The organism is Enterobacter sp. AN-K1 (genome assembly GCF_020971765.1).
Lineage (GTDB): Bacteria > Pseudomonadota > Gammaproteobacteria > Enterobacterales > Enterobacteriaceae > Enterobacter > Enterobacter hormaechei_C.
This window is the reverse complement of the sequence record NZ_CP087390.1, coordinates 2,559,031-2,574,789: the sequence shown is the minus strand read 5'-3', so window position 1 is coordinate 2,574,789 and position 15,759 is coordinate 2,559,031. Positions and strand designations below refer to the sequence as shown.

Annotated in this window: 14 protein-coding genes; 6 read left to right on the top strand and 8 right to left on the bottom strand. The window is 56.1% G+C overall.

What is annotated here, in order from left to right; all coding sequences use genetic code 11:
* Positions 1 to 29: 29 nt before the first annotated feature.
* Positions 30 to 1,139 carry a maltose/maltodextrin ABC transporter ATP-binding protein MalK gene (malK, locus tag LOC22_RS12315; RefSeq protein WP_003860329.1) on the bottom strand — a complete coding sequence of 370 codons (1,110 nt, stop codon included), beginning with the start codon at positions 1,137 to 1,139 and terminating at the stop codon, positions 30 to 32.
* A 371-nt stretch (positions 1,140 to 1,510) separates the two neighbouring features.
* Here malK and malE point away from each other — a divergent pair, with 371 nt between their 5' ends.
* The 3 genes from malE (at position 1,511) to malG (ending at position 5,272) form a co-directional block, all read left to right on the top strand.
* Positions 1,511 to 2,701, top strand: coding sequence for a maltose/maltodextrin ABC transporter substrate-binding protein MalE (malE, locus tag LOC22_RS12310; protein WP_017382618.1), 1,191 nt, complete (start codon positions 1,511 to 1,513; stop codon positions 2,699 to 2,701).
* Between the two features lie 121 nt (positions 2,702 to 2,822).
* Positions 2,823 to 4,367 (top strand): maltose ABC transporter permease MalF, encoded by a 1,545-nt coding sequence (gene malF / locus LOC22_RS12305; RefSeq protein ID WP_015570169.1) that lies wholly within the window; start codon positions 2,823 to 2,825, stop codon positions 4,365 to 4,367.
* A 14-nt stretch (positions 4,368 to 4,381) separates the two neighbouring features.
* Positions 4,382 to 5,272: a maltose ABC transporter permease MalG gene (malG, locus tag LOC22_RS12300; RefSeq protein ID WP_003860332.1), complete on the top strand. Its 891-nt coding sequence runs from the start codon at positions 4,382 to 4,384 to the stop codon at positions 5,270 to 5,272.
* A 98-nt stretch (positions 5,273 to 5,370) separates the two neighbouring features.
* Here malG and psiE read toward each other — a convergent pair whose 3' ends face one another.
* The 6 genes from psiE to pgi all read right to left on the bottom strand — a co-directional run bounded on the left by psiE (position 5,371) and on the right by pgi (position 11,750).
* Complete coding sequence (gene psiE / locus LOC22_RS12295) at positions 5,371 to 5,781, bottom strand: phosphate-starvation-inducible protein PsiE (protein ID WP_000202963.1); 411 nt, start codon at positions 5,779 to 5,781, stop codon at positions 5,371 to 5,373.
* Positions 5,782 to 5,959: 178 nt separating this feature from the next.
* Positions 5,960 to 8,056: a YjbH domain-containing protein gene (locus LOC22_RS12290; protein WP_032103673.1), complete on the bottom strand. Its 2,097-nt coding sequence runs from the start codon at positions 8,054 to 8,056 to the stop codon at positions 5,960 to 5,962.
* Positions 8,056 to 8,793 carry a capsule biosynthesis GfcC D2 domain-containing protein gene (locus LOC22_RS12285; RefSeq protein WP_032103670.1) on the bottom strand — a complete coding sequence of 246 codons (738 nt, stop codon included), beginning with the start codon at positions 8,791 to 8,793 and terminating at the stop codon, positions 8,056 to 8,058. Before LOC22_RS12285 ends, LOC22_RS12290 begins: the two co-directional genes overlap by 1 nt.
* Positions 8,790 to 9,428 (bottom strand): YjbF family lipoprotein, encoded by a 639-nt coding sequence (locus tag LOC22_RS12280; protein ID WP_017382614.1) that lies wholly within the window; start codon positions 9,426 to 9,428, stop codon positions 8,790 to 8,792. Before LOC22_RS12280 ends, LOC22_RS12285 begins: the two co-directional genes overlap by 4 nt.
* 63 nt (positions 9,429 to 9,491) lie before the next feature.
* Positions 9,492 to 9,734 carry an exopolysaccharide production protein YjbE gene (gene yjbE / locus LOC22_RS12275; RefSeq protein ID WP_003860341.1) on the bottom strand — a complete coding sequence of 81 codons (243 nt, stop codon included), beginning with the start codon at positions 9,732 to 9,734 and terminating at the stop codon, positions 9,492 to 9,494.
* A 366-nt stretch (positions 9,735 to 10,100) separates the two neighbouring features.
* Positions 10,101 to 11,750 (bottom strand): glucose-6-phosphate isomerase, encoded by a 1,650-nt coding sequence (gene pgi / locus LOC22_RS12270; RefSeq protein ID WP_017382613.1) that lies wholly within the window; start codon positions 11,748 to 11,750, stop codon positions 10,101 to 10,103.
* A gap of 374 nt (positions 11,751 to 12,124) precedes the next feature.
* On the opposite strand from pgi, the gene lysC reads away from it, so the two are divergent.
* From lysC to LOC22_RS12255, 3 genes are all read left to right on the top strand, one after another.
* Positions 12,125 to 13,474 carry a lysine-sensitive aspartokinase 3 gene (gene lysC / locus LOC22_RS12265; protein WP_006810501.1) on the top strand — a complete coding sequence of 450 codons (1,350 nt, stop codon included), beginning with the start codon at positions 12,125 to 12,127 and terminating at the stop codon, positions 13,472 to 13,474.
* Between the two features lie 93 nt (positions 13,475 to 13,567).
* A complete protein-coding gene (gene panS, locus LOC22_RS12260) occupies positions 13,568 to 14,512 on the top strand; it encodes a ketopantoate/pantoate/pantothenate transporter PanS (protein WP_015570166.1) in 945 nt (314 codons plus the stop codon).
* A 50-nt stretch (positions 14,513 to 14,562) separates the two neighbouring features.
* On the top strand, positions 14,563 to 14,835 hold the full coding sequence (locus tag LOC22_RS12255) for a DUF3811 domain-containing protein (RefSeq protein WP_017382612.1): 273 nt from the start codon (positions 14,563 to 14,565) through the stop codon (positions 14,833 to 14,835).
* On the opposite strand, the gene rluF is transcribed toward LOC22_RS12255, so the two are convergent.
* Positions 14,836 to 15,708, bottom strand: a complete 873-nt coding sequence (gene rluF / locus LOC22_RS12250) for a 23S rRNA pseudouridine(2604) synthase RluF (RefSeq protein ID WP_230238934.1) — start codon at positions 15,706 to 15,708, stop codon at positions 14,836 to 14,838.
* Positions 15,709 to 15,759: the final 51 nt, after the last annotated feature.

Sequence of the window (15,759 nt, the reverse complement as noted above, 5' to 3'; positions counted from 1 at the left end):
ATCATTGCTTTTCTTTGTAATTGGAATGCTTAAACGCCTGGCTCTTTGTGCAACCGACGACATGCAGTGCCATCCTCACGGAACAGATGGCAGCGCTCTGGCGGCAAACCGATAGCGAATGTGGCACCCTCTTCTACCAACACCACGTCATTCTGGCGGTAGACCAGGTTCTGACGGATGGCGGGGATCTGGATATGAATCTGTGTTTCGTGACCAAGCTGTTCGACGACCTGAACTTCACCTTCCAGCGTCACATCAGCGATGTGGCTCGGCAGTAAATGCTCAGGGCGGATACCGAGGGACATGTTGGCCCCCACCTGTACGTTAGCGCTGTCGACCGGCAGCCAGACTTGCTGACGGTTTGGCAGCTCCACCTGTACCTGTTCGATTGCCGTCGCGGTCACTTTTACGGGCAGGAAGTTCATCTTTGGCGAGCCAATGAAGCCCGCAACAAAGCGGTCTGCCGGGTAGTGATACAGCTCCAGCGGTTTGCCCACCTGCGCCACGCGACCGGCGTCCAGCACCACGATTTTGTCGGCCAGCGTCATCGCTTCGACCTGATCGTGGGTGACGTAAATCATCGTGCGTCCAAGGCGTTTGTGCAGACGGGAGATTTCGATACGCATCTGGACGCGCAGGGCGGCATCCAGGTTAGAGAGAGGTTCATCGAGCAGGAACACGCGCGGCTCGGCCACCAGCGTACGGCCGATCGCCACACGCTGACGCTGACCACCGGAGAGCGCCTTCGGTTTACGCTCCAGCAGATGTGCCAGCTGGAGCACTTCCGCCACCTGGGTGACGCGCTGGTTAATGGTCTCTTTTTTCGCGCCGGCCAGCTTCAGGCCAAAGGACATGTTCTCGGCAACGGAAAGATGCGGATAAAGGGCATAAGACTGGAACACCATGCCCACGCCGCGTTCGGCTGGCGGGATGTCGTTCATTCGGGTATCACCAATAAATAAATCGCCACTGGTGATGGTTTCAAGACCGGCAATCATACGCAGCAGAGTCGATTTACCACAGCCTGATGGACCCACGAACACCACAAACTCACCTTCGTGGATGTCCAGATTGATGTCTTTTGACACCACTACGTCGCCCCAGGCTTTCGTTACATTACGCAGCTGTACGCTCGCCATGCCCTTCTCCCTTCGTTACAACCTGTCACCGACAGAAACATTCAAGATAAGTTCACTATGCGTGTTCCATTACTTTCGTGAATCCTCCACCCCCCGGCTTTTTTATGGGGGAGGAGGCGGGAGGATGAGAGAGCAGGCTCTGCGACCGCAGCAGAGGGGCTGAGGCGAAAATCGTGAAGCGGCCTGCAAAATTCAGTGGGTTTTTATGTGCGCCAGCACTCATAACTTAAATTTATGTTACAGGGATCACACAAACAGGGGGTGGGGCGTAGGGACTGGGAGGATGGAAAGAGGATGTCAAATAAGGAGACTGAGTCACGTTGAACCACCTTATGTATCCACGAGCACATCACCAATAAAGGATGGCAGATATGAAGATCAAGACTGGCGCACGCGTTTTCGCATTGTCCGCCCTCGCAGCAATGATGATTTCCGCACCGGCTCTCGCCAAAATTGAAGAAGGTAAGCTGGTTATCTGGATTAACGGCGACAAGGGCTATAACGGTCTGGCCGAAGTGGGCAAAAAATTCGAGAAAGACACCGGTATCAAAGTCACCGTAGAACACCCGGACAAACTGGAAGAGAAGTTCCCGCAGGTTGCGGCAACTGGCGATGGTCCGGACATTATCTTCTGGGCGCATGACCGTTTCGGGGGCTACGCGCAGTCTGGCCTGCTGGCAGAAGTTACGCCAGACAAAGCCTTCCAGGACAAACTGTTCCCGTTCACCTGGGACGCCGTTCGCTATAACGGCAAGCTGATCGCTTACCCAATCGCGGTTGAAGCGCTGTCTCTGATTTACAACAAAGACCTGGTGCCAAACCCGCCGAAGACCTGGGAAGAGATCCCTGCTCTGGATAAAGAGCTGAAGGCGAAAGGTAAATCCGCCCTGATGTTCAACCTGCAAGAGCCGTACTTCACCTGGCCGCTGATTGCTGCCGACGGCGGTTACGCGTTCAAGTTTGAAAACGGCAAATATGACGTGAAAGACGTGGGCGTGGACAACGCAGGTGCGAAAGCGGGTCTGACCTTCCTGGTTGACCTCATCAAGAACAAACACATGAATGCGGATACCGACTACTCCATCGCGGAAGCGGCGTTCAACAAAGGCGAAACCGCGATGACCATCAATGGTCCGTGGGCCTGGACCAACATCGACAAGAGCAAAATCAACTACGGCGTGACCCTACTGCCAACCTTCAACGGCAAGCCGTCTAAACCGTTCGTGGGCGTGCTGAGCGCAGGCATCAACGCCGCCAGCCCGAACAAAGAGCTGGCGAAAGAGTTCCTCGAAAACTACCTGCTGACCGATCAGGGTCTGGATGAAGTGAACAAGGACAAGCCGCTGGGCGCCGTTGCGCTGAAATCCTTCCAGGATCAGCTGGCGAAAGATCCGCGTATTGCGGCCACCATGGATAACGCCCAGAAAGGCGAAATCATGCCGAACATCCCACAGATGGCTGCGTTCTGGTACGCCACCCGTACCGCGGTCATCAACGCTGCAAGCGGTCGCCAGACTGTCGATGCCGCACTGAAAGATGCTCAGGGCCGTATTACTAAGTAAGTCTGAAAAACGGCGGGTGGCGCGTGCGCTTACCCGCCCTACGACTACGGCACGATCCGTAGGTCAGGTAAGCGCAGCGCCACCTGACGATAAGTTTCCACCGTTGTAGAGGAAGAACCCCATGGATGTCATTAAAAAGAAACACTGGTGGCAAAGCGACGCACTGAAGTGGTCAGTGATAGGTCTGCTGTGTCTGCTGGTGGGTTACCTTGTTGTTTTAATGTACGTGCAAGGGGAATACCTGTTTGCCATCATGACGCTGATTTTAAGCTCGGTTGGCCTGTATATTTTCGCCAACCGTAAAGCGTACGCCTGGCGCTATGTCTACCCGGGCGTTGCCGGGATGGGGCTGTTTGTCCTCTTTCCGCTGATCTGCACCATCGCGATTGCCTTTACCAACTACAGCAGCACCAACCAGCTCGCGCAGGAGCGTGCCACCCAGGTGCTTCTGGATCGTTCTTACCAGGCGGGTAAAACCTTTAACTTCGGCCTGTATCCCACGGGTGACGAGTGGAAGTTAGCGCTCACTGACGGTGAGAGCGGCAAAACCTATCTTTCCGACGCGTTCAAATTTGGCGGCGAGCAGAAGCTGGCCTTAAAAGAGGCTGCGGCCCTGCCGGAAGGTGAACGTGCGAACCTGCGTATCATTACCCAGAATCGTCAGGCGCTGACCCAGCTCACCGCCGTGCTGCCCGATGACAGCAAAGTAACCATGAGCTCGCTGCGCCAGTTCTCCGGCACGCAGCCGCTTTATACTCTGGCGGATGACGGCACGCTGACCAACAACCAGAGCGGCGTGAAGTACCGTCCGAACAACGATATCGGTTTCTATCAGTCGGTGAATGCCGACGGCAGCTGGGGCGACGACAAACTCAGCCCGGGCTATACCGTCACCATCGGCTGGGACAACTTCACCCGCGTATTTACCGACGAAGGCATCCAGAAACCGTTCTTCGCCATCTTCGTCTGGACGGTGGTCTTCTCGGTGCTAACCGTGATCCTGACCGTGGCCGTGGGCATGGTGCTGGCCTGCCTCGTGCAGTGGGAGTCCCTGAAAGGCAAAGCGATTTACCGCGTGCTGCTGATTCTGCCCTACGCCGTGCCGTCGTTTATCTCGATTCTGATTTTCAAAGGGCTATTTAACCAGAGCTTCGGTGAAATCAACATGATGCTGAGCGCGCTGTTCGGTATCAAACCGGCCTGGTTCAGCGACCCAACCACCGCTCGCTCGATGATTATCATCGTGAACACCTGGCTCGGTTATCCGTACATGATGATCCTGTGCATGGGGCTGCTGAAGGCTATCCCGGACGATCTGTACGAAGCCTCGGCGATGGACGGCGCGGGTCCGTTCCAGAACTTCTTCAAAATTACCCTGCCGCTGCTCATTAAGCCGCTGACGCCGCTGATGATCGCCAGCTTCGCCTTTAACTTTAACAACTTTGTGCTGATTCAGCTGTTGACCAACGGTGGCCCGGACCGTCTCGGCACCACCACGCCGGCAGGCTATACCGACCTGCTCGTGAGCTACACCTACCGCATCGCCTTCGAGGGCGGCGGCGGTCAGGACTTCGGCCTGGCGGCGGCGATTGCCACCCTGATCTTCCTGCTGGTGGGCGCCCTGGCGATTGTGAACCTGAAAGCCACACGTATGAAATTTGACTAAGGAGGGCACTGAACATGGCAATGGTACAACCCAAATCTCAGAAACTGCGCCTCCTCGCGACGCACTTAGGCCTGCTGATTTTCATCGCGGCGATCATGTTCCCGCTGCTGATGGTTATCGCCATCTCCCTGCGCTCGGGGAACTTCGCCACCGGGAGCCTGATCCCGGACGAAATCTCCTGGGAGCACTGGAAGCTCGCGCTGGGCTTCAGCGTGGAACATGCGGATGGCCGCGTCACGCCGCCGCCGTTCCCGGTGCTGCTGTGGCTGTGGAACTCAGTGAAAGTGGCGACCATCACCGCGATCGGCATCGTGACGCTCTCCACCACCTGTGCTTACGCCTTCGCCCGCATGCGCTTCCCAGGCAAAGCGACGCTGCTGAAAGGGATGCTGATTTTCCAGATGTTCCCGGCCGTGCTGTCACTGGTGGCGTTGTATGCCCTGTTTGACCGTCTGGGCCAGTACGTGCCGTTCATCGGCCTGAACACTCACGGCGGCGTGATCTTCGCCTATCTTGGCGGCATCGCCCTGCACGTGTGGACCATCAAAGGCTATTTCGAAACCATCGACGGTTCGCTGGAAGAAGCGGCGGCGCTGGATGGGGCGACACCGTGGCAGGCGTTCCGTCTGGTGCTGCTGCCGCTGTCGGTGCCGATTCTGGCGGTGGTGTTTATCCTGTCGTTTATCGCCGCCATCACCGAAGTCCCGGTCGCCTCACTGCTACTGCGCGATGTGAACAGCTACACCCTTGCCGTCGGTATGCAGCAGTACCTCAACCCGCAAAACTACCTGTGGGGCGACTTTGCCGCGGCGGCCGTCCTCTCTGCCATCCCGATTACCGTGGTGTTCCTGCTGGCCCAGCGCTGGCTGGTCAACGGCCTGACGGCGGGCGGTGTGAAAGGTTAAGTTTCATTTGTTATGCCACTGCAACCCTCAACTTTAGACGTATTGTATTGAACCAACTTGTGACTGTTATTCGGCGGCCTCCGGGCCGCCATTTTTTTTTATTCGCGTTTCAGCCGCTTCGAGTTGCACAGCCAGAGGGTGATCACCAGCAGCAGGATCGCCGCCGAGTAGATCAGCACGTCGAGCGGGGATTTATGATCGACGATGATCAGCCGCACAATGGCGGTGATGCCAATGTAGACAAAATAGCGCAGCGGGAAGTGAAAGCCGGACTGAAAGTACTTCACAATCAGGGCGATAAATTCAAAGTAGAGAAAGTAGACCACCAGGCCTTCCACCAGCGCGTATTTGCTGGTTTGCTCAGGGGCGAACAGCACATCCGCCAGATGCACCGTCTCTTTACCCAGAAAAACGACCAGGATCAGGCCAAGGCTCAGCAGACCGAGGTTCAGCACGGTCTGGAGTATCGTTGAGATAAACTCAACGCGCGGACGAGTCAGGGATGTCATACAGCACCTCATTCTCCAGGGCGAGGTTCCTGTATAACGCAAAAATGTGACGGGGATCTATATTTTTTGTTTATGTTTTGTCCAGATGAACATTCTTGCCGGGCGGCACTGCGTTTGCCCGGCCTACAAAAACACTCTCGTAGGCCCGGTAAGCGCAGCGCCACCGGGCAAATAAGCATCAGCGGAAGTTAATGTTCTTATCGCTGGTCATATCATACAGCTGGAATTTACGTCCAAGCTGCTGACCGCCGTCGCGCGTCAGCGGCGTCCAGCCCACTGCCGCACGGCTGCGGGTTGGGCCTGATGAGAACAGATCCAGCGGAATCGACACGTACACCCCTTTGGTGAAGTCCCCTTCCCCGTACTCGTCTGGCGAAACGTTGGTGATGGTGGCATAGCCGCCCACCACCACGCCGCTGTCGAAGTGTTTGGAGATATCCAGCGTGCCGCCCTTATCACCCGCCAGATACTGGCCGACGCTGGCTTTCACCAGCACGTCCTGCGCGAACGACGGCGTCCAGTAGGCGGTCAGGTGGCCGGTTTTGACGCTGTAGTCGGTGAATTTCATCATGTCCTGCGCGCTGCGCCAGTCACGCTGTTTCACGTAGTTAGCATCAATCCCAAACGCCCAGTTGCTGTCGACAGGACGATAAAGCACTTCTGCCCCGGCGCCGCCGAACATGGTTTCCAGATAGCCACCGTAAACCTGGCCGTAGAAGCCGTTGCCGAAGTACTGGAAGTAGTTGGCCTGGAGGTTATTCACGTAGATATCGTTCTGCACATATTCGCGAACGCGGGTACGCACGCGCGGCAGTTTTGAATCGTTCGGCGGGTTGGTGTAGTTAAATTTGTCGTAGTTGTTGGCAATGTTGCCGAACAGACTACCAGTGGTCAACAGGTGGTCGGTCACCCACAGATCCGCCGTCGCCATCGCCCCCAGCTGATACATGTAGAAGTTTTCCGGCCCACCCACGGACTGGTTCAGCACCGGATCGATATGGAAATCGAAGCGGGATTTATCGATATACCAGCCCTGCTCGGTGCTCTCTGGCACCACCGGCTCAACGCGTTTTTGTACCAGCTCGGTTTCATGTCCCAGCGGTTCGCCTTCAAGATGACGCTTAAGGCTGGCAACATCGGTTTCGGTTGTGACCTGCGGCAGGTTGAGGCGGTTCTCCGTCACGCGGATCGTGCGGATCCCCTCCGGCAGATCGTTCATGACGATCCGGTTGGCGCGCTCGATCCCTTCGCGGGAGTCGCGGTATTTTACCTGCTCGCCGGTGACGTACAGCGTATCGCCTTTGGTCTGGATCTTTGGATCCGCCAGGCCCGCGTTATATTTCAGCAGCGTCAGCTGATTCGCTACCACGGAGTGCTGAATGATCGCATCCTGCGGCTCCGGCTGATATTTTGGCCGCGGGTTGTCATTGTAGTGCGGCCGCATGTCGTTAAAGTTAGTGCGCAGGGTAAAGCCAAACATTAGGGTATTACCGCGCTCATAGCTGAGGTTAACGTCGGCCCAGTCGGTGACGCGGTAAATGGCGCCGACGTTAAACTTGCTCTTTTGCTCAATTTTCCCGGCGAAGTCCTGCGAGTAGTCGTTTCCTTCGTACTCCAGCTTCAGACGTAACGGCTGCCACGGTGTTTGATACTCCACGCCGCCAAACAGCGAGGCCGGGCCGTGGAACATCTGGTCCCCGTTGATGGAGCCCGCTTTCTGGTAGCTGTTATCGCGGTAGCAGTATTTATCGCTGTAGGTACAGAACGGATTTTTGACGTTGCCGCTGGTGCCGAGATAGCCCCATCCCAGACCGAGTGAGAAATCAAACGGTCCCCAGGCTTTGCTGGCCACGATGTATTCCGCGTCAAACAGGCCGGTCCCGCCGATATCCTTCGCACCAACGGAGACCTGCGGCATCCAGTAGCTCTCTTCCCACAGGCGCAGCTTCACGTCGAAAGCTTTGTCTTTGTAGGTCTGGTCGCCGGAGAAGGCATCCACGCTGCTGTACTGTTTTGTACGCACGTCGGTGTAGCGCAGCGTGGTCTCCAGCCAGGGGAACAGCTGCACGGACGCAGAGTAGTAACGGTACTGATCGTTATCGCGATAGTTAAGGCTGATTTCCCCCTCGCGGGCCATACGCGCGGTTGGGGTTTGCAGTAAGCCCACGCCGCCAAAATCGGACTGCGACGGGCCGATGGGTGCCGGATACGTTTCTGCATGACAGGCGGCACTCACGCACAGTGCAAGCATGCTGTAGAGATAGGTTTTTTTCATTATTCCGGTATCCGCTGTATCAGGGAGCGAAGGATATCGGCATTAAGCCCGTCATACGCTTTCGTCCAGAAATGGTCGGCAAAACCGACAAAAATGATGCTGCCTGGCATAGGTTCGATATGGCGTTTATTCCAGTAAGCCACCGGCGCTTTCTGCGTATGCCCGTCCGGATAGACCACCCAGGCATAGCTGTTATCCGCTCCGCTGAGCAGACTTTGCTCGTCGAGATAGCTCGCCACGTCCCGGCCCGGCGCAAACGGCTTTTTGCCAGGGCTGCTGAGAAGCCCCATCACGGTGACGGTGGAAGGTTGAGCCGGAAGCCACAGGGTATAGTCCCCTTCCAGCGACGGATTGCCGTTTTCCGCAACGCGCACCTCATCCGGATCCAGATTCACCTTCTGGCGCCCCGTCACCTTAACCGCCTGAAGCTGTTGACGCAGGCTAGTAATGGCCGCGGCATCGTCGGTATCTTCCTGTTGTGCCAGCCCGCTCAGTCGGGCGAGCAGCGCCTGATGTTTTTGTTCCGCTACGATCGTCGCCTGGCGCTCGCTGATCACCGCCCCGGTCCACCAGCTTTTCGCCAGCCTCGGCTGCCCCACCAGATCGAGCAGATGCCCGGCATTGGTTAAGGTTTTAGGTTTTTCGCTGTCCGGGGTGTAGACCTGTACCGTTCCCGCAGACCATGCCAGCGGCGAGGTCAGGCTGGCGAGAAGCGCAATGTGGATGAACATTTTCATGATTTCGCCGCCTTGATCAGGGTGGCCTTCACCGGGAAGAAACCGGCACCGAGATACTGTAAGGACTGGCGGATTTGCCCCTCTTCGTCCACCCAGAAGCGGTTATGCCAGGTGGCCTGATCGGTTGTCACTTCTTCATCCAGCACGCGCACCTGCGTTTCGTCGCTGCCCACTTTGACACTGTCCGTACCGTCCCAGCGGAAGGTGGAGCGGGCCGTGGCGTAGCGCACCTGTTTATGCTCGGTCCAGCCCATCGTGCGCGTCCAGCTTGCGCCATCGACGATCTGATTCGGCTTGATGAGCGGATCTTCAGCCAGGTTGTTCACCTCAAGCAGGTTGTCGCCGCCGAGCAACGTTTTCACGATGCGGGAATGCTGCGTCACGATGGTGGCCTGATCCTGCGTCACCCATTTCTGCTGCCCGTTTTCATCGAAAGCGAGCACCACAAACAGTTGCGGACCATCGTTTAGCTGCATGTACTGGCTGGCATACGGCATGTTCTGAAGTTCGTCATCGGTCAGATGCACGCCCGGCGTGCCGAACATGCTGTCCCACAGTGAGTGGCCCAGCCCTTTGGTGGTAGCTGAGCACGCCTGCAACAGCAGGCAAATCAGGATGATTGCAGGTCGCTTCACGACTCTTCTCCGAAGGGGCGAAATAACCACACCGAAGTGTGGTTATGATTAAAACACCCGTTATTACTGGGTGCTGGTCGTCGTAGTGGTCGTGGTTCCGGTATTGGAGCCATCACCGCCACCGGTTGCCGCCAGCGCGACACCCACGGCTGAACTTACGGCGCTGGTGCTGGCTGCGGTAGAACTCCCCGCAGACGCAGACGTCGCTGCCGACCCTGCTGCTTCCCCGACCTGGACCGGAGCTGCATAGACAGACGTCGCCGCAAGCGCAGATATGGCAAAAATGCCATACAGTACTTTCTTCATAACAATTTCCCTTCAATGAATGAATGGAGATTTGCCCGAAAAGAAATTCAGGCGGATTCGAGTATACACAACTAAAGCAGTGGGTTTACCGTAGGGGTAAATAGGGATGAGGTTTTCAGACTAATGGTTAAAAATGAAAAGAAAAAAGAATCAATAAAATATATAAACATTAAAAATCAAACGTTTATAATATAACAACGTTAAATCATCACTCCGTATTTTCTTAAAATAAACCGTAGCAATTAACGGGTTAACCGTCTTTTTCGGATTAAACTCAGCTTCAGAATTTGAGATAACTAACAGACATCAGGAATTATCCGATAAAAAAATGCCGGCATATCGCCGGCATTGTTCATGACATATTTATTACGCACGCCAGGCTTTATAACGGTTAATCAGACCATTGGTGGAGCTGTCGTGGCTGTCGATCGCTTTATCGTCACCCAACTCTGGCAGAATGCGGTTTGCCAGCTGTTTGCCCAGCTCAACGCCCCACTGGTCAAAGGTGAAGATGTTCAGAATAGCGCCCTGAGTGAAGATTTTGTGCTCGTAGAGGGCAATCAGCGCACCCAGGCTGAACGGCGTGATTTCGCGCAGCAGAATGGAGTTAGTTGGACGGTTGCCTTCGAACACTTTAAACGGCACAACGTGCTCCAGCGTAGCCGGATCTTTACCCTGGTCACGGTATTCCTGCTCAACCACCTCGCGGGATTTACCGAACGCCAGCGCTTCGGTCTGGGCGAAGAAGTTAGACAGCAGCTTCGGATGGTGGTCGGACAGTGGGTTGTGCGTAATCGCCGGGGCGATGAAATCGCACGGTACCATTTTGGTACCCTGGTGGATCAGCTGGTAGAACGCGTGCTGGCCGTTGGTGCCCGGCTCGCCCCAGATGATTGGGCCAGTCTGGTAATCCACCGCGTTGCCGTTACGGTCAACGTACTTGCCGTTGGATTCCATGTTGCCCTGCTGGAAGTAGGCCGCAAAGCGGTGCATGTACTGGTCGTACGGCAGAATCGCTTCGGTTTCAGCGCCGAAGAAGTTGTTGTACCAGATCCCGATCAGCGCCAGCAGCACCGGCAGGTTTTTCTCAGGCGCGGTGGTGGAGAAGTGTTTGTCCATCGCGTGCGCGCCGGAGAGCAGTTCAACGAAGTTGTCGAAGCCCACGGACAGGATGATGGACAGACCGATCGCAGACCACAGTGAGTAGCGGCCGCCCACCCAGTCCCAGAACTCAAACATGTTCGCGGTATCAATACCGAACTCACCCACCGCTTTACCGTTGGTGGACAGCGCCGCAAAGTGTTTCGCCACGTGCTTTTCGTCGCCCGCGGTTTTCAGGAACCAGTCGCGCGCGCTGTGGGCGTTGGTCATGGTTTCCTGAGTGGTGAAGGTTTTAGACGCCACCAGGAACAGCGTGGTTTCCGGGTTCACCTTTTTCAGCACTTCAGCGATGTGAGTCCCATCGACGTTGGACACGAAGTGCATGTTGAGGTGGTTTTTGTACGGGCGCAGCGCCTCGGTCACCATGAACGGGCCGAGGTCAGAGCCGCCGATACCGATGTTTACGACGTCGGTGATCGCTTTGCCGGTGTAGCCTTTCCAGCTACCTGAGATGATCGCTTCAGAGAAGGTTTTCATCTTTTCCAGCACCGCGTTCACTTCCGGCATCACATCTTTGCCGTCTACGATAATTGGCGTATTGCTACGGTTACGCAGGGCCACGTGCAGGACGGCACGGTCTTCGGTGCGGTTGATTTTCTCACCGGAGAACATGGATTTGATGGCATCTGCCAGCTCAGTCTCTTTCGCCAGATCTTGCAGCTTCGCCAGCGTCTCTTCGGTGATACGGTTCTTGGAGAAATCCACCAGCATCAGGTCATCGAAGGTGGCGGAAAACTTGCTGAAACGATCGGCATCTTTCGCGAACAGTTCCGCGATGGTGACGTCTTTCATTTCATCAAAATGTTTCTGTAGTGCCTGCCATGCAGCGGTCTGCGTTGGGTTGATGTTTTTCATAGCAATACTCTTCTGATTTGAGAATTGTGACTGCGGTCGATTGTAGCGCCTGCAAATAAAAATTGTGATGGTTTTTATGCCATTGCCCTGGTCTGCATCAAACGCAGGTGAAAAGACCCGAAAAGTATAGCTGCTGTCGCGCCCTTCCGGCGTGGCGAAATGTTGGTCAAAAAGAGGGAAAAAGGAGCATAAAATATGGGCCTGTTATAAGTCCTGTTTCTGAGGGGTACCCCCCCATGAAAAATCCGCATAATCCCAGCATTGACAGGACCTCCCCCGCATTTTATTTATAGGGCCGTATTTTGCGCCTGCACCTGTTCTCGCTTCATTCTTGTGCCAAGGTCGCTCTATTCATTCCCTGACACGAGGTTGTTATGACGAGTTTTGTGGTCGCCAAGTTTGGCGGCACCAGTGTGGCAGACTACGATGCCATGAACCGCAGCGCCGATGTGGTGCTGGCCGATCCGAATACCCGCCTGGTGGTGCTTTCCGCCTCAGCCGGCGTGACGAACCTGCTGGTTTCCCTGTCTGAAGGACTGGAAGCGACCGAGCGTTTCGTGAAGCTGGATGCACTGCGCAAAATTCAGTTCGACATTCTCGAGCGTCTGCAAAACCCGAACGTCATTCGTGAGGAAGTGGAACGCCTGCTGGAAAATATCACCACCCTGGCAGAAGCCGCGTCGCTGGCCACCTCCAGCGCACTGACCGATGAACTGGTCAGCCACGGCGAACTGATGTCCACACTGCTGTTCGTTGAGATCATGCGCGAGCGCAATATTCAGGCGCAGTGGTTCGACGTGCGTAAAGTGATGCGCACCAGCGACCGCTTTGGCCGCGCCGAGCCGGACGTGGAAGCCCTGGCAGAGCTGACCAACCAGCAGCTTGCCCCGCGCCTGGATGAAGGCATAGTGATCACCCAGGGCTTTATCGGCAGCGAAGCCAAAGGACGCACCACCACGCTTGGCCGTGGCGGCAGCGACTACACCGCCGCGCTGCTGGGCGAAGCCCTGCACGCCACCCGCGTGGATATCTGGACGGACGTGCCGGGTATCTACACCACCGACCCGCGCGTGGTCTCTGCGGCAAAACGTATTGACGTGATCGCGTTTGAAGAAGCGGCTGAAATGGCGACTTTCGGCGCGAAAGTGCTGCACCCGGCCACCCTGCTGCCCGCCGTGCGCAGCGACATTCCGGTCTTCGTTGGCTCCAGTAAAGATCCAAAGGCGGGCGGGACGCTGGTCTGCAAGAAAACCGAGAACCCGCCGCTGTTCCGCGCGCTGGCCCTGCGTCGTAAGCAGACGCTGGTTACCCTGCACAGCCATAATATGCTGCACTCCCGTGGATTTCTGGCGGAAGTGTTTGGCATCCTGGCGCGCCACAATATCTCCGTGGACCTGATCACCACGTCAGAAGTCAGCATCGCGCTGACGCTCGACACCACCGGCTCCACCTCTACCGGCGACACCCTGCTGACGCAGTCGCTGCTGATTGAGCTTTCCGAGTTGTGCCGCGTGGAGGTGGAAGAAGATCTGGCGCTGGTGGCCATCATCGGTAATAAGCTGTCGCGCGCGTGCGGCGTGGGCAAAGAGGTGTTCGGCGTGCTCGACCCGTTCAACATCCGCATGATTTGCTACGGCGCGTCCAGCTACAACCTCTGCTTCCTGGTCCCTGCCGATCAGGCCGAGCAGGTCGTGCAGAAACTTCATCAGAATTTGTTTGAATAAAATTCGTTAGCACGATAAACAATATCAATAAGCCGGGCACAGACCCGGCTTTTTTATAACAAAACAACACGACAATACTGCAAGGAATTCACTATGCTCTCCGCTATCACCCGGCTGTTCCCGTTATGGGCGCTGCTGCTCTCTGTACTCGCGTATTACACTCCTGCCACGTTCACGGGCATTGGTCCGTGGGTCACCACGCTGCTGATGCTGATTATGTTCGGCATGGGCGTGCATCTGAAAATTGACGATTTCAAACGCGTGCTGTCTCGCCCGGCACCGGTTGCCGCAGGGATTTTCCTGCACTACCTGGTGATGCCGCTCGCGGCCTGGCTGCTGGCGATGGCCTTTAAGATGCCGCCCGACCTTTCCGCCGGGATGGTGCTGGTGGGGAGCGTCGCCAGCGGTACGGCATCTAACGTCATGATCTATCTGGCGAAAGGCGACGTGGCGCTCTCCGTCACCATCTCGTCCGTTTCCACGCTGGTGGGCGTGATTGCCACGCCTCTGTTAACCCGCCTGTACGTCGACGCGCATATCCAGGTGGACGTGATGGGCATGCTGCTCAGCATCCTGCAAATCGTGGTGATCCCGATTGCGCTGGGGCTGGTGATCCACCATCTCTTCCCGCGGGTGGTGAAAGCGGTTGAGCCGTATCTGCCCGCGTTTTCGATGGTCTGCATTCTGGCCATTATCAGCGCCGTGGTAGCCGGTTCCGCATCGCACATTGCTTCGGTGGGCTTTGTGGTGATCGTCGCGGTTGTGCTGCATAACACTATTGGTCTGCTGGGCGGTTACTGGGGCGGAAAGCTGTTTGGCTTTGACGAATCCACCTGCCGCACGCTGGCGATCGAAGTGGGGATGCAGAACTCCGGCCTGGCGGCGGCGCTGGGTAAAATTTACTTCTCACCGCTGGCAGCGCTACCGGGGGCGCTGTTCTCCGTCTGGCACAACCTGTCCGGTTCGCTGTTAGCAGGATACTGGTCCGGTAAGCCGATTGATGACCAACCGAAAAAAGATGCGGTGAAACAGGGTTAATTGACCCGGCTTGCTTTACACTGAAGCCTCCCCATCAGGAGGCTTCAGCAATGGCTACACCACGTTTGACCCAGAAAGACATGACCGAAGCCGAGCAGCGCGAACTGAAAACGCTTCTCGACCGCGCCCGCATCGCGCATGGCCGCACGCTGACGAACGCCGAAACCAATCAGGTTAAAAAAGAGTACATCGATAAACTGATGGCGCAACGTGATGCCGCGGCGAAAAAAGCCCGCAAGCTGAAAAAAGAGCAGGCTTATAAACCCGATGCAGAGGCGACTTTTTCCTGGTCCGCCAGCACATCAACCCGTGGAAGGCGCTAATCAGCGCCCTTTCTTTTTGCGCCCCGGCTGGGTAAAGCGTTTTCCGTTGCCCGGCTTGCCCCGCCCTTTCTCTTCCGCCTGCGGTGCCTTCACCACCGGACGCTTAATCGCCTGCGTTTTCGGTTTGGCTTTAGCTTTCGGCTTCGCTTCGGACGAGGAGTTCTCGATAAGTTTGAACAGCTCGATCAGCTCGTCATCCGTTAAGTCACGCCACTCGCCCAGCGGGATCCCAGACAGGCTGACGTTCATGATGCGCGTGCGTTCCAGCTTCGTCACTTCATAACCGAAGTACTCGCACATGCGGCGGATCTGGCGATTCAGGCCCTGCACCAGCGTGATACGAAACGCAAACGGCGCCTCTTTTCTGACTTTACACTTCTTCGTCACGGTGCCCAGAATCGGCACGCCTGCGCCCATTCCCCGGATGAACTCGTCCGTGACCGGCTTGTTCACCGTAACAATGTACTCTTTCTCATGGTCGTTACCGGCACGCAGAATTTTGTTCACCAGATCGCCGTGATTAGTCAGGAAGATTAACCCCTGAGAGTCCTTATCCAGGCGACCAATCGGGAAGATACGGCTGCTGTGGTTCACGAAATCAACAATGTTGTCCCGCTCGCCATCTTCCGTAGTGCTGACAATCCCAACCGGCTTGTTCAACGCGATAAACACCAGGTCTTCGGCATCACGCGGTTCGATGACCTGACCATTCACTTTCACCACATCGCCAGGCACCACCTGGTCACCGATGGTGGCGCGCTTGCCGTTAAGAAACACGCTACCTTGTTCAATGTAACGGTCAGCCTCGCGACGTGAGCAGATCCCGCTCTCGCTAATGTATTTGTTTAATCGGGTTGATTGAGTTGGCAGCATAGTTTCTCCTGTGAAGGGCGAAATATACCTTACCTTGCGCCTGACAAAAAA